At 43.5% G+C, this 19725-nt stretch carries 18 protein-coding genes; 3 read left to right on the top strand and 15 right to left on the bottom strand.

What is annotated here, in order from left to right; genetic code table 11:
* Nucleotides 1–212 precede the first annotated feature (212 nt).
* The 3 genes from CWC02_RS02290 to yjjG are packed head-to-tail and all read left to right on the top strand — an operon-like array spanning nt 213 to nt 2387.
* Nucleotides 213–1112, top strand: coding sequence for a phosphoribulokinase (locus tag CWC02_RS02290; RefSeq protein ID WP_054561042.1), 900 nt, complete (start codon nt 213–215; stop codon nt 1110–1112).
* 49 nt (nt 1113–1161) lie between these two features.
* Nucleotides 1162–1701 (top strand): inosine/xanthosine triphosphatase, encoded by a 540-nt coding sequence (yjjX, locus tag CWC02_RS02285; RefSeq protein ID WP_054561043.1) that lies wholly within the window; start codon nt 1162–1164, stop codon nt 1699–1701.
* Between the two features lie 11 nt (nt 1702–1712).
* On the top strand, nt 1713–2387 hold the full coding sequence (gene yjjG, locus CWC02_RS02280; protein WP_054561044.1) for a pyrimidine 5'-nucleotidase: 675 nt from the start codon (nt 1713–1715) through the stop codon (nt 2385–2387).
* A gap of 71 nt (nt 2388–2458) precedes the next feature.
* Here the strand turns inward: yjjG and lpxC are convergent, their stop codons facing one another.
* From lpxC to rsmH, 15 genes are all read right to left on the bottom strand, one after another.
* Entirely contained in the window at nt 2459–3370 is a 912-nt protein-coding gene (lpxC, locus tag CWC02_RS02275; RefSeq protein WP_036971181.1) for a UDP-3-O-acyl-N-acetylglucosamine deacetylase, read from the bottom strand.
* A gap of 104 nt (nt 3371–3474) precedes the next feature.
* Nucleotides 3475–4722 carry a cell division protein FtsZ gene (gene ftsZ, locus CWC02_RS02270; RefSeq protein WP_138616201.1) on the bottom strand — a complete coding sequence of 416 codons (1248 nt, stop codon included), beginning with the start codon at nt 4720–4722 and terminating at the stop codon, nt 3475–3477.
* 21 nt (nt 4723–4743) lie between these two features.
* The gene (gene ftsA, locus CWC02_RS02265; RefSeq protein WP_054552726.1) at nt 4744–5976 is read right to left on the bottom strand and encodes a cell division protein FtsA; all 1233 of its coding nucleotides are present in this window, start codon (nt 5974–5976) and stop codon (nt 4744–4746) included.
* A complete protein-coding gene (locus tag CWC02_RS02260; RefSeq protein ID WP_054552727.1) occupies nt 5973–6752 on the bottom strand; it encodes a cell division protein FtsQ/DivIB in 780 nt (259 codons plus the stop codon). The genes ftsA and CWC02_RS02260 overlap by 4 nt, the downstream gene beginning before the upstream one ends.
* A gap of 1 nt (nt 6753) precedes the next feature.
* Nucleotides 6754–7674, bottom strand: a complete 921-nt coding sequence (locus CWC02_RS02255) for a D-alanine--D-alanine ligase (RefSeq protein ID WP_054552728.1) — start codon at nt 7672–7674, stop codon at nt 6754–6756.
* Entirely contained in the window at nt 7671–9107 is a 1437-nt protein-coding gene (murC, locus tag CWC02_RS02250; RefSeq protein ID WP_502705393.1) for a UDP-N-acetylmuramate--L-alanine ligase, read from the bottom strand. The genes CWC02_RS02255 and murC overlap by 4 nt, the downstream gene beginning before the upstream one ends.
* A gap of 17 nt (nt 9108–9124) precedes the next feature.
* Nucleotides 9125–10198, bottom strand: coding sequence for an undecaprenyldiphospho-muramoylpentapeptide beta-N-acetylglucosaminyltransferase (gene murG / locus CWC02_RS02245; RefSeq protein WP_054552730.1), 1074 nt, complete (start codon nt 10196–10198; stop codon nt 9125–9127).
* The gene (gene ftsW / locus CWC02_RS02240; RefSeq protein ID WP_054552731.1) at nt 10195–11370 is read right to left on the bottom strand and encodes a cell division protein FtsW; all 1176 of its coding nucleotides are present in this window, start codon (nt 11368–11370) and stop codon (nt 10195–10197) included. The genes murG and ftsW overlap by 4 nt, the downstream gene beginning before the upstream one ends.
* Nucleotides 11367–12692, bottom strand: coding sequence for a UDP-N-acetylmuramoyl-L-alanine--D-glutamate ligase (murD, locus tag CWC02_RS02235; protein ID WP_138598838.1), 1326 nt, complete (start codon nt 12690–12692; stop codon nt 11367–11369). The genes ftsW and murD overlap by 4 nt, the downstream gene beginning before the upstream one ends.
* Nucleotides 12693–13775 (bottom strand): phospho-N-acetylmuramoyl-pentapeptide-transferase, encoded by a 1083-nt coding sequence (gene mraY / locus CWC02_RS02230; protein WP_054552733.1) that lies wholly within the window; start codon nt 13773–13775, stop codon nt 12693–12695.
* Nucleotides 13769–15157 carry a UDP-N-acetylmuramoyl-tripeptide--D-alanyl-D-alanine ligase gene (locus CWC02_RS02225; RefSeq protein WP_138598837.1) on the bottom strand — a complete coding sequence of 463 codons (1389 nt, stop codon included), beginning with the start codon at nt 15155–15157 and terminating at the stop codon, nt 13769–13771. Before CWC02_RS02225 ends, mraY begins: the two co-directional genes overlap by 7 nt.
* A complete protein-coding gene (murE, locus tag CWC02_RS02220) occupies nt 15154–16632 on the bottom strand; it encodes a UDP-N-acetylmuramoyl-L-alanyl-D-glutamate--2,6-diaminopimelate ligase (RefSeq protein WP_138598836.1) in 1479 nt (492 codons plus the stop codon). Before murE ends, CWC02_RS02225 begins: the two co-directional genes overlap by 4 nt.
* A complete protein-coding gene (locus tag CWC02_RS02215; protein ID WP_138598835.1) occupies nt 16625–18442 on the bottom strand; it encodes a penicillin-binding transpeptidase domain-containing protein in 1818 nt (605 codons plus the stop codon). The genes murE and CWC02_RS02215 overlap by 8 nt, the downstream gene beginning before the upstream one ends.
* Nucleotides 18439–18765, bottom strand: coding sequence for a cell division protein FtsL (gene ftsL, locus CWC02_RS02210; protein ID WP_054552737.1), 327 nt, complete (start codon nt 18763–18765; stop codon nt 18439–18441). The genes CWC02_RS02215 and ftsL overlap by 4 nt, the downstream gene beginning before the upstream one ends.
* The gene (gene rsmH / locus CWC02_RS02205; protein ID WP_054552738.1) at nt 18765–19700 is read right to left on the bottom strand and encodes a 16S rRNA (cytosine(1402)-N(4))-methyltransferase RsmH; all 936 of its coding nucleotides are present in this window, start codon (nt 19698–19700) and stop codon (nt 18765–18767) included. The genes ftsL and rsmH overlap by 1 nt, the downstream gene beginning before the upstream one ends.
* Between the last annotated feature and the right edge of the window lie 25 nt (nt 19701–19725).

The raw sequence follows: 19725 nt of genomic DNA, 5'->3' as shown, positions 1-19725 counted from the left end.
TTTTTATCAGCCCATGATAGCGTTAATTAATCCGCCAGTCACTTGACCTTACCATGCTCGACCTTTATAACTAGGACGTGTTCGTTTTTTATCGGTTTCTACTGATTGATTTTATGCACGATAATACCAATCGAGTTATGCCACTGACCATTTAACACACTAGAATGGTTAAATTTTTAAGCCGACTGGTATCAACAATAACGAGAATAATTATGTCAGCTAAACACCCTATCATCGCTATTACCGGTTCATCTGGGGCGGGAACTACCACAACCACCAATGCAATTAAGCACATTTTTAGAAGCTTAAGTATTGATGCAGCCTTCATTGAGGGCGATAGCTTTCATCGTTATACTCGCCCTGAGATGGATAAAAAAGTCCGTGAAGCACAACAAGAAGGCAAGCATATTAGCTACTTTGGCCGAGAAGCTAATGATTTTGGTGCCCTTGAAGAGCTTTTTTACCAATATGGTGAAACCGGGCAAGGTAAAATCAGACGCTACTTACATACTTTCGACGAAGCAGTGCCTTATAACCAACTTCCAGGAACTTTTACCCCTTGGCAAGATTTAGAATCAAATACTGATATCTTATTCTATGAAGGTCTTCATGGTGGTGCTGTCGATGAGAATCATGATGTTGCTAAGCATGTCGATTTATTGATTGGCATGGTGCCAATTATCAACCTTGAGTGGATCCAAAAACTCATTCGCGACACCTCTGAACGAGGCCATTCGCGAGAAGCGGTAATGGGCTCTATTGTGCGTTCAATGGATGACTACATTAACCACATTACCCCGCAGTTTTCACGTACTCATATCAACTTCCAGCGAGTGCCGACGGTTGATACCTCAAACCCATTCAGCGCAAAAGATATTCCTTCTTTAGACGAAAGCTTTGTTGTGATTCGTTTTCGTGGCATAGATGACGTCGATTTTCCGTACTATTTGAGCATGATTGAAGGCAGCTTTATGTCTCGTATCAATACGCTTGTGGTACCTGGAGGCAAAATGGGCTTAGCAATGGAGCTTGTGCTAACCCCGTTGATCAAAGATATTATTTTGAAAAAGCGCGCCCTTGAAAATTTAGCCCCGGTTGACTTGCCGATTTAACTCACTCGGGTACACTGCTGACTCTGGTGAAAACAATGGAGTCGTCGGCTTGAAACAAACTTTACGTGTTATTGTTGGTTCAAAGAACCCCGTTAAAATTAACGCGGCTAAACATGTCTTTAGTCTTTATTTCCCAAATCATACCATTGAATGCAAAGGTGAAGATGCACCTTCTGGTGTGCCTGATCAGCCGCTAGGCGAAGATGAAACCCGTATCGGCGCTGAAAATCGTGTTAAGTATTGCCAAGATCACTTTGACGCCGACTTTTATGCAGCAATGGAAGGCGGCGCAGAACAATTTAGTTATGGCGCTGCAACCTTTGCCTTTGTAGTGATTGCAAACAAGCAGCAATTTAGCGTTGGTCGCAGTAGCAACCTACCGTTACCGCAACCTTTTTACGATGCCTTGCTAGCAGGTAAAGAGCTAGGTGATGTCATGGATGAGGCATTCAATACCGTTAATATCAAACAACAAGGTGGTGCTATTGGCTTATTAACCAATCACCTTGCCACGCGCGAAAGTACTTATGTACAAGCGCTGACATTGGCCATGGCGCCATTTTCACACCCTACCCTATTCAACCAGTAATTAGGATAACCATGAAGTATAGCCACGTATTATTCGATGCAGATGAAACGCTATTTAGTTTTAATGCATTCGAAGGTTTAAAAGTGATGTTTGCACATTACGGCGTAGAATTTACTGAGTCAGATTATCATCATTACCAAGCAACCAATAAGCCGCTTTGGGTTGCTTATCAAAAGCATGAAATTACCGCCAGTGAGCTACAGATAACTCGCTTTACAGAATGGGCTAATAGACTCGATGTGCCAGCAAAAGAGCTTAACGATGGCTTCTTGGATGCTATGGCCTCTATTTGTGTGCCATTACCTGGTGCAGTTGACTTGCTTACAAAGTTAAAACCACACGCCAAGCTAGGCATTATTACCAATGGGTTTGCTAAGTTACAACAAAAACGCCTAGAGCACACCGGTTTACAGGATATGTTCGATTGGCTCGTTATTTCAGAGTTAGTCGGTAAAGCAAAGCCTGCCCCAGAGATTTTTCAGCACACATTTCAATTAATGGGCAATCCACCAAAAGAGCAGATTTTAATGGTGGGTGATACCGCTGCTAGTGATATTTTAGGTGGTCACAATGTGGGTATCGACACGTGTTGGTTACAACACCCAGGAGTTGAGCTACCTGAAGATATTAAACCAACTTATCAAATCAATCAGTTGGTCGAGCTTGAAGCTATTCTAGGCTTGTAATTCTTGATAATAGTTTGGCAAAAAAAATGACGCTTAAAGCGTCATTTTTTATAACTGTAATATGCTTGCGATTAAGCTGTCGCTACTTCTAAGCCTGGTGCTGGCATAGTCACTGGGGTATCGAATGTTGCCCATTCCCATGCTGACTCAGTCGCCATAATTTTACGAAGTAGTTTATTGTTTAAATCATGGCCTGATTTATAAGCCGTGATTTTACCTAGAATGTTGTGGCCAGTCATAAACATATCGCCCACACAGTCTAAGATCTTGTGTTTAACAAACTCATCGCTATAACGTAAGCCGTTTGGGTTTAGTACTTTAAACTCATCCAATACAACTGCGTTATCCATGCTACCACCTAATGCTAGGTTGTTAGCGTGCATATATTCGATATCTTTCATAAAGCCGAAAGTACGTGCGCGGCTAATTTCTTCAGTGAAGCTTTGTGCCGTGATATCTAAACCGATACGTTGGCGGCTTTCATTGATTGCTGGGTGATCAAACGCAATTTCAAAATCGATGTGGAAACCATCGTATGGTTCGATCTCAGCCCATTTATCGCCTTCTTCAATACGTACTTTTTCTTTAATACGAATAAAGCGCTTAGCTGCATTTACTTCTTTAATGCCGCCTTTTTGTAACAAATAGATGAATGGTAATGCACTACCATCCATGATTGGTACTTCTGAGCTGTCTAATTCAACAATTAGATTATCAATACCCATTGCCGCTACCGCCGCAATAAGGTGCTCAGTCGTTGATAAACGAACACCATCTTTGTTTGTCAAACAGGTACACAGTTGCGTATCACCAACGGCTTCTGGTGTTGTTTCAAAATCAACAACCGGATCAAGGTCTACGCGACGAAATACTATCCCAGTATTTGCGCTCGCAGGTCGGAGAGTAATAGTGACCTTCTCACCTTTATGAAGTCCAATTCCTATGGCTTTGACTACTTCTGCAATCGTACGCTGTTTAATCATAGGTTCGCTCACTTATAGTTACAGTTAGACGGCGAATTGTATCATAAATACATTCAACTGCCAATTTGTTTATTTATCGAACAAAATTACCAACAAAAACTGTCTTAGTCAGCTTGCTTTCTTAGGAAAGCTGGAATGTCGAAGTAATCGCCACCCTCTGATTTATCAGACTTTTTGCTGCTCTCAGTGCTGCTAGATACTGAGCTGCTCGTTGTACTTTGTTGTACGGGCTCTTGCTTTTCAGACGTAGATGACATGCTTACATCATCACCGCTGCCTTGACTTGCAAAGCTTGGTACATACATGCTGCTAGTTGTTTGGTTCATTGAGCTTTGTACATCAGAACCTGATGCTTTCTTAAAGCCATTATCAACAATGCCAAACTGTGGACGACGATCGCCGCCTAAACCTGTTGCAACAACCGTTACACGTAACTCGTCGCTCATTTCAGGGTCAATTACCGCACCCACAACCACTGTTGCGTTTTCTGACGCAAGTGCTTTAACGTGATTACCAACAATTTCAAATTCTTCAATCGCGATATCCATACCTGCCGTGATATTAACTAGGATACCTTTAGCACCTGTTAAATCGACATCTTCAAGTAGCGGGCTTGAGATAGCCGCTTCTGCAGCTTCTTGCGCACGGTCAGGGCCAGACGCAGATGCTGTGCCCATCATCGCAGTACCCATCGCTGACATAACTGTACGTACGTCGGCGAAATCCACGTTGATTAGACCAGAACGTGTGATTAGTTCTGCAATACCTTGTACCGCACCAAATAATACGTCATTCGCTTTTGCGAAGGCATCTAATAGTGTAGTGCCTTTGCCTAAAACTTTAAGCAATTTATTGTTCGGAATTGTAATAAGTGAGTCTACAGTTTCTGACAATTCATTAATGCCTTGTTCAGCAGCTGCAGCACGCTTTTTACCTTCAAAGTCAAACGGGCGCGTTACAACAGCAACCGTTAAAATGCCTAACTCTTTAGCAATTTTAGCAACCACTGGCGCAGCACCTGTACCCGTACCACCGCCCATACCAGCTGCGATAAATACCATGTCAGCACCTTCAAGGCTAGCACGGATAGTCTCAGCGTCTTCTTCAGCAGAGTTACGACCCACTTCAGGGTTAGCACCTGCACCTAGACCAGAGGTGATTTGTGTACCTAGCTGCACTGTCACATCAGCTGATGAATTACGTAATGCTTGTGCATCCGTATTCGCAGCAATGAAACGTACACCTTCAATTTGTTGTTTTACCATGTGCTCAACAGCGTTACCGCCGCCACCGCCCACGCCAATTACTTTAATGACAGCTTCTTCGCTGTGCTGTTCCATCATATCAAACATGTTTACTCTCCGACTTGAGCTTTAAAACTCACCTTGGAACCACTTAGTAATACGGTTCCACCAATTATTATCACCTTCTGCTTTCGACTTTTGTGCATTCATCGATTGCATTGTACGGCCGTATTGTAACAAACCAACCGCGGTTGCGTACGAAGGATCATCTACATAATCTGTCAAACCAACAATCCCGATTGGTTTGCCAATTCTGACCGGCATTTGGAAAATGTCTTCTGCCACTTCCATTGCACCCGTCATTTTTGCTGTTCCGCCAGTAATGACGAGACCTGCAGCAATTTGGTCTTCAAAACCTGAGCGGCGGATTTCTTCCATCGCCAACTCGAATAATTCTCTAAAACGTGGCTCAACAACCTCAGCTAAGGTATGGCGCGACATAATACGCGCTGGTCGGCCACCCACACTCGGTACTTCAATAGTGTCTTCGTTGCTTGCCATTTGGCTACTCGCACACGCATATTGTACTTTGAGTGACTCGGCATGTGATATAGGCGTTCTAAATATTTTTGCAATATCACCAGTCACTTGGTTACCGGCTACAGGAATAACGGCTGAGTGGCGAAGCGCACCATTAATATAAATGGTGATATCCATGGTACCGCCACCAATATCTAACACGGCTACACCCAGTTCTTTTTCGTCATCTGTAAGTACTGAGTAACATGATGCCAGTGCCGTGAAGATCAACTGATCGACTTCAAGGCCACAACGCTCAACACATTTCTCGATATTCTTTGCCATATCGTTTGAGCAAGTAATAATGTGCGCGCGAGCTTCCATACGTACACCGCTCATGCCAAGTGGGTTTTTAATCCCTTCTTGCATATCGATGCTGTACTCTTGTGGCAATGCATGGAGCATTTTTCGTTCTGCCGAAATAGGCACTGAACGCGCAATGTGGATGACATTTTCAATATCTTCGTCTGTCACTTCCGTGTTGTTAATTGCCACTACACCGCTTTCATTTTGGCACTGGATATGTTTTCCAGAAATCCCTAGATAAACAGAGCTAATACGGCAATCAGCCATTAGCTCAGCTTCATCTATAGCTCGACGAATCGATTCAGAAACAAGGTTAAGGTCGTTAACGCCGCCTTTATCCATACCATGCGATACTTGGCTGCCAACACCCACAATGCTTAGTTTGTTATCTGCGGTGATTTCACCAACGGTGGCCACAACTTTCGATGTGCCAACGTCTAATCCAATCACTAGGTTTCTTTCTGCTGACTTGGTCATGCCTTACTCTTATTTTCTAATTGTTCTTCTTGCACTGGCTTCCAGCTCACTGCAAGACCGGTATCATACCGTAAATCAACAACATCGATTTGTGCATCTGCACGTTGTTCCATGCGCGGATACACGTCAATAAAACGCTGTACACGCTTTGCTTTTTCTTTGCGGCCTAAGTTCAGGCGAATGCCGTTATCAAGCCATAACTGCCACGAAAAGCGCTCAGAAAGCGCTAAACTAGTCAGCTCTAAGTTATTCACTTTGAGCATTTCTTGAAATTGACTAAATGCTGTCCACGCCTCAATCTCACTGCCTTCAGGGCCGTATAATTGTGGCAAGCTTGTGGGTAATTTATCACTACTTGCTTGGAACACTTCGCCAGCTTGGTTTAACAGCATATCACTGTTCCAATGAGCTACAGCTTGATGTTCAACAACATATACTTGCAGGGTATCTGGCCATTGCTTTCTGACCGATGCCGTTGCCACCCACGGCAAGCTTTGTACTAAGCGTTGCACATGTTTTACGTCTAATTCAAAAAAACTCGATAAGTCGGCTTTTTTTATTGCACCAATAATTGCTTTCTCATCAGTATATTGGGGCTGTCCAAGTACTGATAAATGCTTTATTTGTGCGTCTTTGTTTTCTACCAACCAATCTGAGACGCCTGTCGTGATTTTTACTAATGCGAAAATCACGACTAGAAAAAAGCTCACACCAAAAATCAACGACCAATTTAGTTGCTGTTTTAATTGTTGCGCTTTTTCTAAAAAAGGATGCATATTAAAGGGTTTGCTCCAAAATGCGAACAACTAATTGCTCAAAGCTTGCACCATTCGCTTTTGCAGCCATGGGCACTAAAGACTTCTCTGTCATGCCTGGTACCGTATTTACTTCTAATAAGTAAAAGTTACCTTGCTGATCACGCATCGCATCAACACGCCCCCAACCACTTGCACCCACTAAATCAAATGCTTTTAATGCCATATCTTGCAACAATTCAGTTTCTTGCGCAGATATATCTGCAGGGCAATGATACTGAGTTGTATTCGATTGATACTTAGCTTGATAGTCATAAAAGCCATTTGGCGTCGTCATCTCAATGACAGGCTGAACATCTTGCCCAAGTACAGCAACAGTAAATTCACGGCCAGTGATCCATTGCTCAACAAGCACTTGGCTATCAAACTTAAATGCAGCGTTAAGCGCCGCATCGAGTTGCTCTGCGCTGTTTGCTTCTGCCATACCAATGCTTGAACCTTCATGTGAGGGTTTTACCATCACTTTACCAAATTCATTAATAATCGCTTGGCTATCAAACTCATGGCGACTATCAACAACAGTGTAAGGCGCTGTGCTTAGCCCCATTGCTTTAAATAAGTGCTTACAACGCACTTTATCCATCGCAAGCGCAGAACCTAAAACGTCACTGCCAGTATATGGGATACCCATAAATTCAAGTGCACCTTGAATAGTGCCATCTTCGCCACCACGACCATGCAGAGCAATAAACACACGTTCAATGTTTAGCTCTTTTAATTGCCATAGCGGCTGATCTTTCGGATCAAAAGCAATGGCATCAACGCCAGCACTTTGCAAAGCATTCAATACAGCTTGGCCTGATTTAAGAGAGACTTCTCGTTCGGCAGATGTGCCACCAAAAAGTACCGCTACTTTGCCAAATTTGTCACTTAACTGGCTCATACGTTTACCTGCTTTAGTTGTTCAATAGACAACTCGGTTACTGCTAACTTTTTCACTAACTGGCCTATGTTACCAGCGCCTTGTGTTAAAACTAAATCATTATCTTGCAGTGTATTCGCTAGGACACCGGCAAGCTCAGAGTTACTAGCAACATGTAATGGCTCTTTGCCACGTTGGCGTAAACTGCGACATAAACTCTTGCTGTCGGCTCCCACGATTGGCTCTTCACCCGCTGAGTACACATCAAGGAGTAATAACTGATCAACATCAGCCAGTACTTTGACAAAGTCTTCGTATAAATCACGGGTTCGACTATAACGGTGCGGCTGATAAATCATCACTAAACGTTTATCTGGCCACCCTTCACGAACCGCCGCAATTGTTGCTGCAACTTCTGATGGGTGATGACCATAATCATCAACTAACATCACATTACCGCGTTCATTCTCAAAGCTTCCATAATACTGAAAACGACGGCCTACGCCCTCAAATTTTGTCAGCGCTTCTAAAATTGCATGGTTAGCTATGTTTTGATCTTTAGCCACCGCAATCGCAGCTGTCGCGTTAAGCGCATTGTGCTTACCCGGCATATTAAGCGTAACGGCTAGGCTTTCACCTTGCTTATTTACAACATTAAATGAACAAGTATTCGCTGTTTGGCTAAAATCAACCATGCGGTAATCAGCTTCTGCCGACTCACCATAGGTAATCACAGGGCGTCCAAAGCGAGGGATCAACTCCGCTGCAACCTCAGAATCAATACACACAACAGCTAAACCATAAAACGGTAAGTTATGAATGAAATCAACATACGTGTCTTTCATTTTTTCTAAGCTACCGCCGTATGTATCCATGTGATCTTCTTCAATATTCGTGATCACCGACACCATAGGCTGTAAGTGTAAGAATGACGCATCACTCTCATCAGCTTCTGCAATTAAAAAGTCGCTTTTACCGACCTTGGCATTACTTCCAGCGCTGTTTAACAAGCCACCAATAATAAAGGTTGGATCAAGGCCCGCTTGTGCATAAATACTTGCTATTAAACTGGTTGTTGTTGTTTTACCATGAGTGCCCGCTACAGCAATACCGTGACGAAAGCGCATTAATTCTGCCAACATTTCGGCGCGGCGAACAATTGGAATACGTGCCGCTTTTGCTGCTTTAATCTCAGGGTTTTGCTCGTTAATCGCACTTGATACCACGACAACGCTGGCATCTTTTACATTGTTTTCATCATGACCAATAAATACTTCTGCACCCACTTGTATTAAGCGCTCAGTCATCGCACTGTGCGCAATGTCTGAACCTGTGATGCGGTAGCCTTCAAAAGCAAGTACTTCGGCAATACCACCCATGCCTGCACCACCAATACCCACAAAGTGGATGGTGTCGATACGACGCATCGCAGGACGGGTGTTGTTTTCTTTCATCGTGCTTTCTTTCACTACTAATCTCTTCTATCTGCTAGTTGCTCACAGCGTTTTGCAACATTGGCTGTGGCATCTAAAATAGCAAGCTGTTTTGCTTTACTTGCCATTGTTGAAATTTTTTCTGGTGCATTTAAGTAAGGCGTTAATAACTCAACAACCGTCGCTTGGTTAAACTCACTTTGCTGCATAATCAATGCAGCTTGCTCAGTCACTAAATACTTTGCATTGGCAGTTTGATGGTCATCGACAGCATGTGGAAAAGGCACAAATAAGGCCATTCTTCCGGCTGCAGCTATCTCACTCACCGTTAACGCACCAGCACGGCAAATTACCAAATCAGCCCATTGATATGCGCTATCCATATCATCAATGAATTCAGCGACTTTACTATTTTCAGTTAACCCTAACTGTTGATAGCTGGCAGTCACATTCGGTTCATTATTTTTACCTGTTTGGTGCCATATATTAAGCGTTGTTAGCGCTGAAAGTTCACTGAATACAGCTGGTAAAGTATCATTAAGAACTTGCGCACCGAGTGAACCGCCAACTACTAGCACATTAATCGGTGTCGCTGTTTGCTTTACAGTGACATTAGCGACACTTGCTCTGACTGGGTTACCGACTACTTCACATTGTTCTTTTGCAAAAGCCGATGGAAAAGCAGCTAAAACTTTATTGGCAAACTTTGCTAGCCAACGATTACTCATGCCTGCAACAGCATTTTGCTCATGAATAACCAAAGGAATACCTAAGCTCTTTGCTGCTATGCCCGTAGGTCCAGTCACATAACCACCCATAGCTAAAACAACATCGGGCTTTTGTGCTTTTAAAATTTTGCGTGCTTGAAAAATGGCATTCATCACCATAAATGGTGCCTTGACCAAACGTTTAATACCATTGCCACGCACACCTTTCACATTGATAAAATCAATCTCAATGTTGTGCTTAGGTACTACCGTTGCTTCCATTCTGTCAGGCGTGCCAATCCAGCTAACCTGCCAGCCTTGCTGCTTTAAAAAATCAGCAACTGCAATACCCGGGAAAATATGACCACCAGTACCGCCTGCAACAACAAGTAATTTTTTACTCATCGCTTACCTCCTCGAGAGGTTGCCTGCTTAGTTGCCATTTTTGTCTCAAAATCTATTCGCAAAAGTACACCTGTTGCTATGGTCATAATTAATAAACTAGAGCCACCGTAAGAAACAAACGGCAGTGTTAAACCTTTGGTTGGCAAAATACCCGCACTTGCGCCAACATTTACCATGGTTTGAAACGCAAACCAGATACCAATAGCAAAAGCAAAATAGCCTTCGTACTCTTTGCCGCATTTCAATGCTTTTTGACCAATTAACAGGGCTCTGAATACAAACACAGCAAGCACAATCAAAATACTTAATACGCCAAAAAAGCCAAGCTCTTCACCAATCACTGCAAAGATAAAGTCATTATGTGCTTCAGGAAGATATTGCAGTTTTTGCACGCTATTTCCTAAGCCTTGACCAAACCAACCACCTTGACTGTATGCCATTAGCGATTGCACTAACTGATAACCTTTACCGAATGGATCTTCCCACGGCTCTAAAAAGCCAGTGACACGGGCCATACGGTATGGTTCAGCGATAATTAGCACTACCACGGCAGCAATACCCGTTAAAATAAGGCCAAAAAACTGCCATAACTTAGCCCCCGCTAAAAACAACAAACCAACTGTCGTCACAAACAGTACAACGACGGTCCCTAAGTCTGGTTGCATCAAAATCAAAAATGCATACACACCAAATACAGCTAATGGCTTGAAAAAACCTTTTAAGTTCTCTTGTACTTCTTCACGTTTACGTACCAAGTAACCGGCAATATAGCTAAAGAAATACAACTTGGCGGCTTCAGCAACCTGAAAGCCCACAGGGCCAATGGGTATCCAGCGCTTTGCACCGTTCACTTCACGGCCAACAATCAGCACTAAAACCAGCAAACCTAAACCCAGCAACAATAAATAGGCGTTACTGCGCTTCCACCAATCCATAGGCACATTTGTGGCAATCCAAAATAAGAAAAAGCCCATAATTAAGAACATGCCGTGGCGAATAATAATGTGATACGGATTATCAAATAATCGCTCTGCTGTTGGCATAGAGGCACTGGTTACCATCACAAAGCCAACGCCAATCAACATCAACATGCAATACAATAACGGCACATCATAAAGCTGTGGCGATTGCTTTGGTGTTAATGCGTCACGGATGTCAGCAAATGCAATCATACTGCCTCCGCCAATACGCACTGCGCAAAATCATCACCACGTTGCATGTAATTGTTGTACATATCAATGCTGGCACATGCGGGTGCTAATAAAACGATATCGCCACTGCTGCTTAACTGTTTTGCTAGTTGCACAGCTTCATGCATGTTGGTGGTTAGGTGGCCTTTTTCGGTTAATGCTACGAGAGCTTTAGCATCCTTACCAAAACAAATAAGCGCTTTCACTTTATTGTTTAAGTATGGCTTTAAGGCATCTAAATCAGCCCCCTTTGCATCACCACCGGCAATCACAACCAATTGCTTTGCTTGATCAGCTAAGCTTTCAATCGCAGCGATAGTTGCACCTACATTGGTCGCCTTTGAGTCGTTAAAGTATTTCACTCCATTAATTTCAGCGACAAACTGGCAACGGTGTGCAAGCCCAGTAAAAGCACTAAACGCTTGCTGGTAATACTCTTTAGCAATATCAAACGGGCTCAGTAATGCCATCACCGCTAAAGCGTTTTGTTGATTGTGTGAACCAACAACATTTAAGCAGCTTGCTGGTAATACTGGTTTACCGTGTGCTGCAAAGTGTTGTTCGCCTTGATGTTCAACCAAGGCAAAATCTGCATTGGCGAGCGCAAAGCTTACTTGGGGCTGCTTTGCAGTGTGTGTTGCCACATCAATGGCATTAACTACAGCAAGCTCTGAGCCATTATAAATACTTTGTTTAGAGTCTATGTATGCTTGATAACTTGAATAACGATCGAGGTGGTCTTCACTCACATTCAACACACAGGCACTTTTCGCTTTTAAGCTATGCGTGGTATCAAGTTGAAAACTCGACAGTTCAAGTACATACACATCATAGTCTTGCGATAGTAAATCAAGTACCGCAGTACCAATGTTGCCACCGAGGCCAACTTTATAACCGGCCGCTTTCAGTACTTCAAACGCCAATGTGACCACTGTCGACTTACCATTTGAACCTGTCACCGCAACAATTGGTTTATCGGTTAAACGGGCAAAAAGCTCCACGTCACCAATCACTTCAACACCAGCATCAATCGCTTTTGCTACAGCGGGTGTCGCAAGGCTTAAACCTGGGCTGATAATAATAATGTCATTGCTGGCTAAGTCTGCCTGTTCTAAATCACCAAAGTGAGTCGTTAGCTCACTGGCATGCTCATTTAGCCAATCAGCACCCGGCGGCGCTGTGCGGCTATCAACAACAATTGGCTTAATATTCTGAGATAATAAAAAACGCACAATGCCCAGACCGGTTACACCGAGTCCGAGCACTGAAATTTGTTTGTTTTTAATCTCGTTAATTACTGTCATTTACCTGATCTTCAATGTCGCAAGGCCAGCAAGCACTAGCACGATTGAAATAATCCAAAAGCGCACAATTACGCGCGGCTCAGGCCACCCCTTTAATTCATAATGGTGGTGAATAGGCGCCATTCTAAAAATACGTTGACCACGTAATTTGTAAGAGCCTACTTGTAAAATCACCGACAATGCTTCCATTACAAACACACCACCCATGATGATAAGTACCAGTTCCTGACGAACCAGCACCGCAATAATACCCAGTGCACCACCAAGTGCTAATGAACCTACATCACCCATAAATACCTGTGCTGGGTAGGTGTTAAACCATAAGAAACCAAGTCCAGCTCCCACAATTGCTGTACACACAACCACAAGCTCACTGGCGAGCGGTAAATGCGGAATATGTAGGTAGCTTGAGAAATTAACGTTACCTGTTAAATAAGCAATAATGGCAAGTGCTGCCGCCACTAAAATGGTTGGCACAATCGCTAAACCATCAAGGCCATCTGTCAGGTTTACCGCGTTCGACGTACCTACAATTACAAAGTAAGTCATCACGATATAAAACAGCCCAAGCTGTGGTAACACGTCCTTAAAAAACGGCACAACTAACGAGGTTTCGCTGCCTTGCTGCGAGGTAAAATAAAGTGCACTGGCAACCACTAACGCAATCACTGATTGCCAAAAGTATTTCCATTTAGCAATTAAGCCTTTAGGGTCTTTGCGGATCACTTTACGGTAGTCATCAATAAAACCAACCACGCCCAACGAGCCCACGACAAATAAAGTTGCCCAAACATATTTATTTGAAAGGTCTGCCCACAGTAATGTGCTGGTAAAAATCGCCCCTAAAATCAAAATGCCGCCCATAGTTGGCGTACCTTTTTTAGATAGGTGAGATTCTGGACCATCGTGACGAACCACCTGACCAATCTGCATTTTTTGCAATGCACGAATTAGCTTAGGACCAAAATAAAGTGAGATAAGTAGCGCTGTTAAAATACCTAAAATTGCGCGCAGCGTTAGGTAAGAAAAAACATTAAAACCACTGTAATACTGTGTTAAATACTCGGCCAGCCAAACTAACATGACGATACTCCATTATTGCCATTTTGCTGGCTATTTACTAAATCTGTGACCACAAGCTCCATACGAGAACTGCGCGAACCTTTTACAACAACTGTGGTTTTTTGCGTCGATTGAGCAAGTTCACTTTGTAATTGTTGTAATAATTGTTCACGGCTTGAGAAGTGGCGGTTTGGCTTTTCAAATACATCACTGGCTGATTTACTTAATACACCTAGGCTATAAAGTTCATCAATGCCTTTTTGCTGTGCATATTCACCGACTTGTTGATGATAAAAACGCGCTTCTTCACCAAGCTCGCCCATATCACCTAACGCAAAAATACGACGCCCCGGCATATCACTTAACAAATCAATTGCCGCTTTAACCGATTGCACATTCGCGTTGTAGGTATCATCAATCACCGTCAATGAGTCTGACACTTTAAGGACGTTTACACGACCTTTAACTTCACCCATGGTTGCCAGCGCCGATGCGACACTTTCGAGACTTACACCGAGCTCAGTGGTTAAGGCGGTGGCTATTAACGCATTAGCAATATTATGCTTGCCCGGTAATGCCAATGTGACAGGTACTTTTTTATCTTTATTGCAAAGCACAAAAGAAGCGCGCGCTTGTTCATCAAGCACCACATCTTCTGCCCAATAATCTAATTGTTGGCTAGTAGAAAAACGTTTTACGTTGCGATTAGTTAACTTTTCAAGCCAAAAATCGGCATAATCGCTGTCGCAATTAACTACGGCAACACCATCAGGCTTTAAGCCATCATAGATTTCGCCTTTGGCCGTTGCTACACCTTGTAATGAGCCAAAGCCTTCTAAGTGAGAAGCTGCAACATTACATACCACAGCAACATCAGGTTTCGTCATTGCAACGGTGTAAGCAATTTCACCAATGTGGTTTGCACCTAACTCAATCACCGCATATTGGTGTTGTGGTTCAAGGCGTAATAACGTGAGTGGTACGCCAATGTCATTATTAAAGTTGCCTTTTGTTGCCAGTACTTCACCATGACCAGATAAAATCGCCGCACACATTTCTTTTACGGTCGTTTTACCCACGCTACCAGTAATAGCAATTGTTTTCGGTGCAACCTGTGCCATCACAGCTGCGCCGATGTGACCTAGCGCAATACGTGTGTCACTAACCACAAACTGCACAATATCGACATTAACAGGGCGCGCTACAATAGCAGCTATCGCGCCTTTTTCTTTTGCTTGCGCAACAAATTTATGGCCATCAAAATTAGGCCCTTGTAGCGCTAAAAACACTTCACCGTCACACAAAGTACGGGTGTCAGTGTTAATATTTTTTACCGTTTGATTACCACCTTGGTAATCGGTTGCTAGAACTTTAGCTAGCCAATCAAAATCCATAGGGATCATAACTGCGCCCCTTGCGATTTTTCTTTTAATTGTTGTTGTACATATTGACGATCGCAGAAGTCGATTCGTTGGTCGCCAATAATTTGATAATCTTCGTGACCTTTGCCCGCAATAAGGATGACATCATCAGCACTCGCTTGCGAAATGGCATAACTAATAGCCTGCGCGCGGTCTGCTTCACAATGTGCGCGTTCAGGCTGCTTAAGCCCCGCAACCACATCAGCGATAATAGCGTCAGGGTCTTCACTTCTTGGGTTATCGCTGGTGACAATAATACGGTCTGCATTGCCTTCAGCTGCTTTTGCCATCATCGGGCGCTTGCCTTTGTCTCTGTCACCACCACAGCCAAACACACAGCTAACGCCACCTGGAACGTGCTTTTGCAATGCTTGTAATGCCAGTGCTAATGCATCAGGAGTGTGGGCATAATCAACAATACAAGTCGGTTGACCTGGTGCACTAAATGCCTGCATGCGCCCAGCAACAGGCTGCAATGATTTACACCCTTCAACGAGTAAATCAAGTGGGTAACCCATACCTAATAAAGTGGCCATAGCAGCGGCTAAGTTATATAAGTTAAACTCGCCAAAAAGTGTGCAATTAACTTCGGCTAGCCCCCAGCTGGTATCAAACTTCGCCGAAATACCGCTGTTATCATAAGTTACATCGCTAAAATAAACAAAACGCGCATTTTCAGGCGTGAGGTTTTTATGGCCGTAACAAATTAGATTATTGAAGTCGTATTTTTCTAACCATGCTTCAACTTGCGCATCATCTTGATTAAGCACCACAAGCTGTGGCATATGGTCACGCATTAACATTAACTTGGCATCAGCGTAAGCATCCATGGTGCCGTGATAATCTAAGTGGTCGCGTGTAAGATTAGTAAATACTGCTGCTTTAAACTGACAATTATCAACGCGATGCTGCACTAAACCATGAGATGAGACTTCCATGGCCACAACATCATTCTGTTCTGCGACAAGCTCAGATAAAATACGCTGTAAATCAACGCTCGATGGCGTGGTATTTGCAAGCTCAGTCAGATTATCAGGGTGCCCATAACCGAGCGTACCAATCACTGCTGCGCGTTTATGACAGTGCTGTGCTAAGTGCGCAATCATTGCTGTGGTTGTTGACTTGCCATTGGTGCCTGTCACACCCACTAACTCAAGCTGCTTTGATGGTTGCTGGTAAAAAGCTGCTGCAAGTGCTGGCAGCTTTTTTGCTAAATCGGTAACTAAGTAAAGTGGTTCAAACTCACTTTCGAACTCACATAAACGGTCAGCAATAACTGCCACCGCACCATTTTCAATGGCTTTGTCAATAAACTGTCCGCCATCAAGCTGATGGCCTTTAATGGCGACAAACACATCGCCAGCTTTTACATCTCGACTATCAAGACGTAGTTGGTTAACCAATAAACTATTGGCCTCAACATCAATTTGATTAAGAATCGGTTTTAAATCACGCATCGTTATCTTTGCCTTCTACGTACGCAACCGCATCTTTGTCCGGTGCAACGTTTAGAATTCTTAAGGCATTGGAGACAATCTCTGCAAATGCAGGGCCTGCCGTCGCACCGCCGTAATAAACATCTCCACCCGGTTCATTAATCATTACTACTACCGCTAAACGTGGGTTACTCGCTGGCGCAATACCAGCAAAATAGCCAACATATTCGTCACCATACCCGCCCACAGCGGCTTTCTTAGAGGTACCTGTTTTGGCAGCAGCACGATAGCCATCAACATGAACTTTTTGTGCAGTACCACCTTTTTCGAATACGCTTTCCATCATGTGAACAACCGCTTCAACGTCTTTTTGTTGGAAAATACGTTCACCCTCTGGCACTGACTCTTGTTTAAGAACTGTTAGCGGGCGCATAACGCCACCAGAGCCTAACATGGCATAAAAACGAGCCATTTGGGCGGTACTTACAGCTAAGTTATAACCAAATGATAATGCAGCAATTTCATGATCTGACCAGCGTCGATTTGGGTAAAATAAACCGCTGCTTTCACCAACCATGCCTGTACCACTATCACTGCCAAACCCCACCTTTTGGTAAAGCCCTACAAAATAGTCTTTTGGTACTTCTTGACTGACCTTAGTTACACCCATATTACTTGAATACTTTAAGATTTCTCTTAAGGTCATCTCACCATGGTTACGAGTATCTTGCACAAGGCTGCCACCCACACGCATCCAGCCAGGATAAGTATCAATAATTGAATCCGGTTGAATTGCGCCGTAGTCTAAACCAGCTAAAATGGCTAGTGGCTTAACAGTAGAGCCTGGCTCAAACAAATCGGTGATAGCACGGTTACGACGCTTGTGCGGTGCAGCATCGTTTAAGTTATTAGGGTTAAACGATGGGCTATTCACCATAGCTAATACTTCGCCGGTTTTAACATCAACAACCATGGCTGAACCCGAAGTTGCTTTATAGGTTAGAACTGCTGATTTTACTGCTTTATAAGCAATCGCTTGAATGCGCTGATCAATACTTAAATGAATGTTTTCAGGCTCAACACGTTCACGCTCATCAAGCACTTCTACTTCACGGCCTTGGGCATCTTTACGAATGGTGCGCTGACCTTCAACACCCGTTAACGCCTTTTCATAAAGCTTTTCGATTCCCTCAATACCATGACCATCAATGTTAGTAAATCCAATAACATGGGCTGTTACTTCACCGGCAGGGTAATAACGTTTTGACTCATCAAGTAAGTGGATACCTGGTAAACGAAGATCACCAATATAGTTAGCAACAGCAGGGGTAACCTGACGTTTTAAGTAGACAAAACGACGCTTTGGATTATCACGAAGGCGAGAGTTAACTTTGCTTGGTTCAATGCGTAATACATCCGCAAGTTCACGCCAGCGAATATCATTATTGTAATAAGCGGCAATACGTTTATCTAACTCAACCGTATTTTCAGCCAGTGCTTGTTGATCTTCACCATTTTTTCTAGCTTGACGCAGTACCTTACTGATCAGTGATTTATGCAGCGCTTTCGGATCCGCATACACACTTACCACAGGTACGCTGACCGCCAACTCTTTGCCATTGCGATCGAAGATCATGCCACGTTGCACATGTTGTTTTTCAACACGCACAGTTCGTTTATCACTTTCAGAACGCGCTTTATCTGGTTCAATAACCTGTAAAAAAGCGGCACGCGCAACCAGCGTCATAAAGACTAAAAACACCACTGAGCACACCAGCAAAAAACGCCATGTGATTAAGGTATTTGTTGGCTTTTTCCCTCTGCTTCTCATCGCAGTATTACCACCTGTTCATCTTGGCTAGTTGGCCGTTTCATTTCTAATTGCATAGTCGCGACTTCTTCAATGCGCGCATGCTGTGAATAAAACTCTTCTTCTACGAGCAAGTAACGCCACTCAAGATCGAGCTCATCACGCTCTTGCAATAATTTGTCTTGTTCAATCAATTGCTGACGCGCTAGATGCGTCACCTGAACCACACTCAAACTAGATGCGAGGATCACAACCAACAAGGCCAAGGTCAGCTTATTAGCTCCTAGGCCTTTGAAAATTTCTGTAAATAAATTTGGTTGGCGATGTGTCGCTTTAGCTTTCATTACAACCTCTGCGCAACCCTTAACACTGAACTACGTGAACGCGGGTTTGCTTCAATCTCCGCCTTACTCGGCTTAATGGCTTTACCCACTGCCTTTAACGTCAGGTTTTTGTTTATTTGTGCGTCCGTCAAAGGCAGACCTCTGGGTATCGCCTCTCCCTTACTCTGTTTTTTAATAAACTGCTTAACAATGCGATCTTCTAACGAGTGGAACGAAATAACCACTAAACGTCCCCCTGGTTTTAAAACCTCAACAGCGGCTTGCAATGCAGTTTGAATTTCTTCAAGCTCACTATTGATATAAATACGGATCGCTTGGAATGTGCGTGTAGCTGGGTGTTTGTGCTTATCTTTAACTGGCACAGCTTCATCGACTAAATCAGCAAGCTGCTTAGTACTTGTGATTGCAGTGTGCTCACGTGTTTCAATGATCTTATGAGCAATTCGACGACCAAATTTTTCTTCGCCATAGGTTTTAATCACATGCGTGATATCTTCTAGTTCAGCTTCAGCTAGCCATTGTGCAGCACTGCGACCACTGGTTGGATCCATACGCATATCAAGTGGGCCATCTTTCATAAAACTAAAACCGCGTTCAGCATCATCAAGCTGTGGTGAAGAAACACCGATATCCAACAAAATACCGTCAACTTTACCGATTAAATCGTTATCTTCAGCAACCGCTTTTAGGTTTGAAAAACGAGTGTGAGCAATTGAAAAACGCGCATCATCGGCAAATTTTTCGGCGGCTTTAATAGCTTGTGGATCCTGATCAATCGCCTGTAAGCGACCTTGTTCACTTAAACGCGCAAGAATTTGCCCCGAGTGCCCACCGCGACCAAATGTGCCATCCATGTAAATGCCTTCAGGTTTAATATCCAAAGCATCTATGGTTTCGTCCATCAGTACAGAGACATGTTCAAATTGCGCTGTCATTAGCTATTACTTGCCTTTTTCTTTG

Source organism: Pseudoalteromonas sp. S2721 (genome assembly GCF_005887425.1).
GTDB lineage: Bacteria > Pseudomonadota > Gammaproteobacteria > Enterobacterales > Alteromonadaceae > Pseudoalteromonas > Pseudoalteromonas simplex.
The sequence above is the reverse complement of the archived record's forward strand: the minus strand, read 5'-3'. Positions and strand labels throughout refer to the sequence as shown.

Coding starts and splice junctions, on each gene's coding strand:
- CWC02_RS02290 (WP_054561042.1), top strand. CDS start 213: ATGTCAGCTAAACACCCTATCATCGCTATTACCGGTTCATCTGGGGCG.
- yjjG (WP_054561044.1), top strand. CDS start 1,713: ATGAAGTATAGCCACGTATTATTCGATGCAGATGAAACGCTATTTAGT.
- lpxC (WP_036971181.1), bottom strand. CDS start 3,370: ATGATTAAACAGCGTACGATTGCAGAAGTAGTCAAAGCCATAGGAATT.
- ftsZ (WP_138616201.1), bottom strand. CDS start 4,722: ATGTTTGATATGATGGAACAGCACAGCGAAGAAGCTGTCATTAAAGTA.
- ftsA (WP_054552726.1), bottom strand. CDS start 5,976: ATGACCAAGTCAGCAGAAAGAAACCTAGTGATTGGATTAGACGTTGGC.
- CWC02_RS02260 (WP_054552727.1), bottom strand. CDS start 6,752: ATGCATCCTTTTTTAGAAAAAGCGCAACAATTAAAACAGCAACTAAAT.
- CWC02_RS02255 (WP_054552728.1), bottom strand. CDS start 7,674: ATGAGCCAGTTAAGTGACAAATTTGGCAAAGTAGCGGTACTTTTTGGT.
- murC (WP_502705393.1), bottom strand. CDS start 9,107: ATGAAAGAAAACAACACCCGTCCTGCGATGCGTCGTATCGACACCATC.
- murG (WP_054552730.1), bottom strand. CDS start 10,198: ATGAGTAAAAAATTACTTGTTGTTGCAGGCGGTACTGGTGGTCATATT.
- ftsW (WP_054552731.1), bottom strand. CDS start 11,370: ATGATTGCATTTGCTGACATCCGTGACGCATTAACACCAAAGCAATCG.
- murD (WP_138598838.1), bottom strand. CDS start 12,692: ATGACAGTAATTAACGAGATTAAAAACAAACAAATTTCAGTGCTCGGA.
- mraY (WP_054552733.1), bottom strand. CDS start 13,775: ATGTTAGTTTGGCTGGCCGAGTATTTAACACAGTATTACAGTGGTTTT.
- CWC02_RS02225 (WP_138598837.1), bottom strand. CDS start 15,157: ATGATCCCTATGGATTTTGATTGGCTAGCTAAAGTTCTAGCAACCGAT.
- murE (WP_138598836.1), bottom strand. CDS start 16,632: ATGCGTGATTTAAAACCGATTCTTAATCAAATTGATGTTGAGGCCAAT.
- CWC02_RS02215 (WP_138598835.1), bottom strand. CDS start 18,442: ATGAGAAGCAGAGGGAAAAAGCCAACAAATACCTTAATCACATGGCGT.
- ftsL (WP_054552737.1), bottom strand. CDS start 18,765: ATGAAAGCTAAAGCGACACATCGCCAACCAAATTTATTTACAGAAATT.
- rsmH (WP_054552738.1), bottom strand. CDS start 19,700: ATGACAGCGCAATTTGAACATGTCTCTGTACTGATGGACGAAACCATA.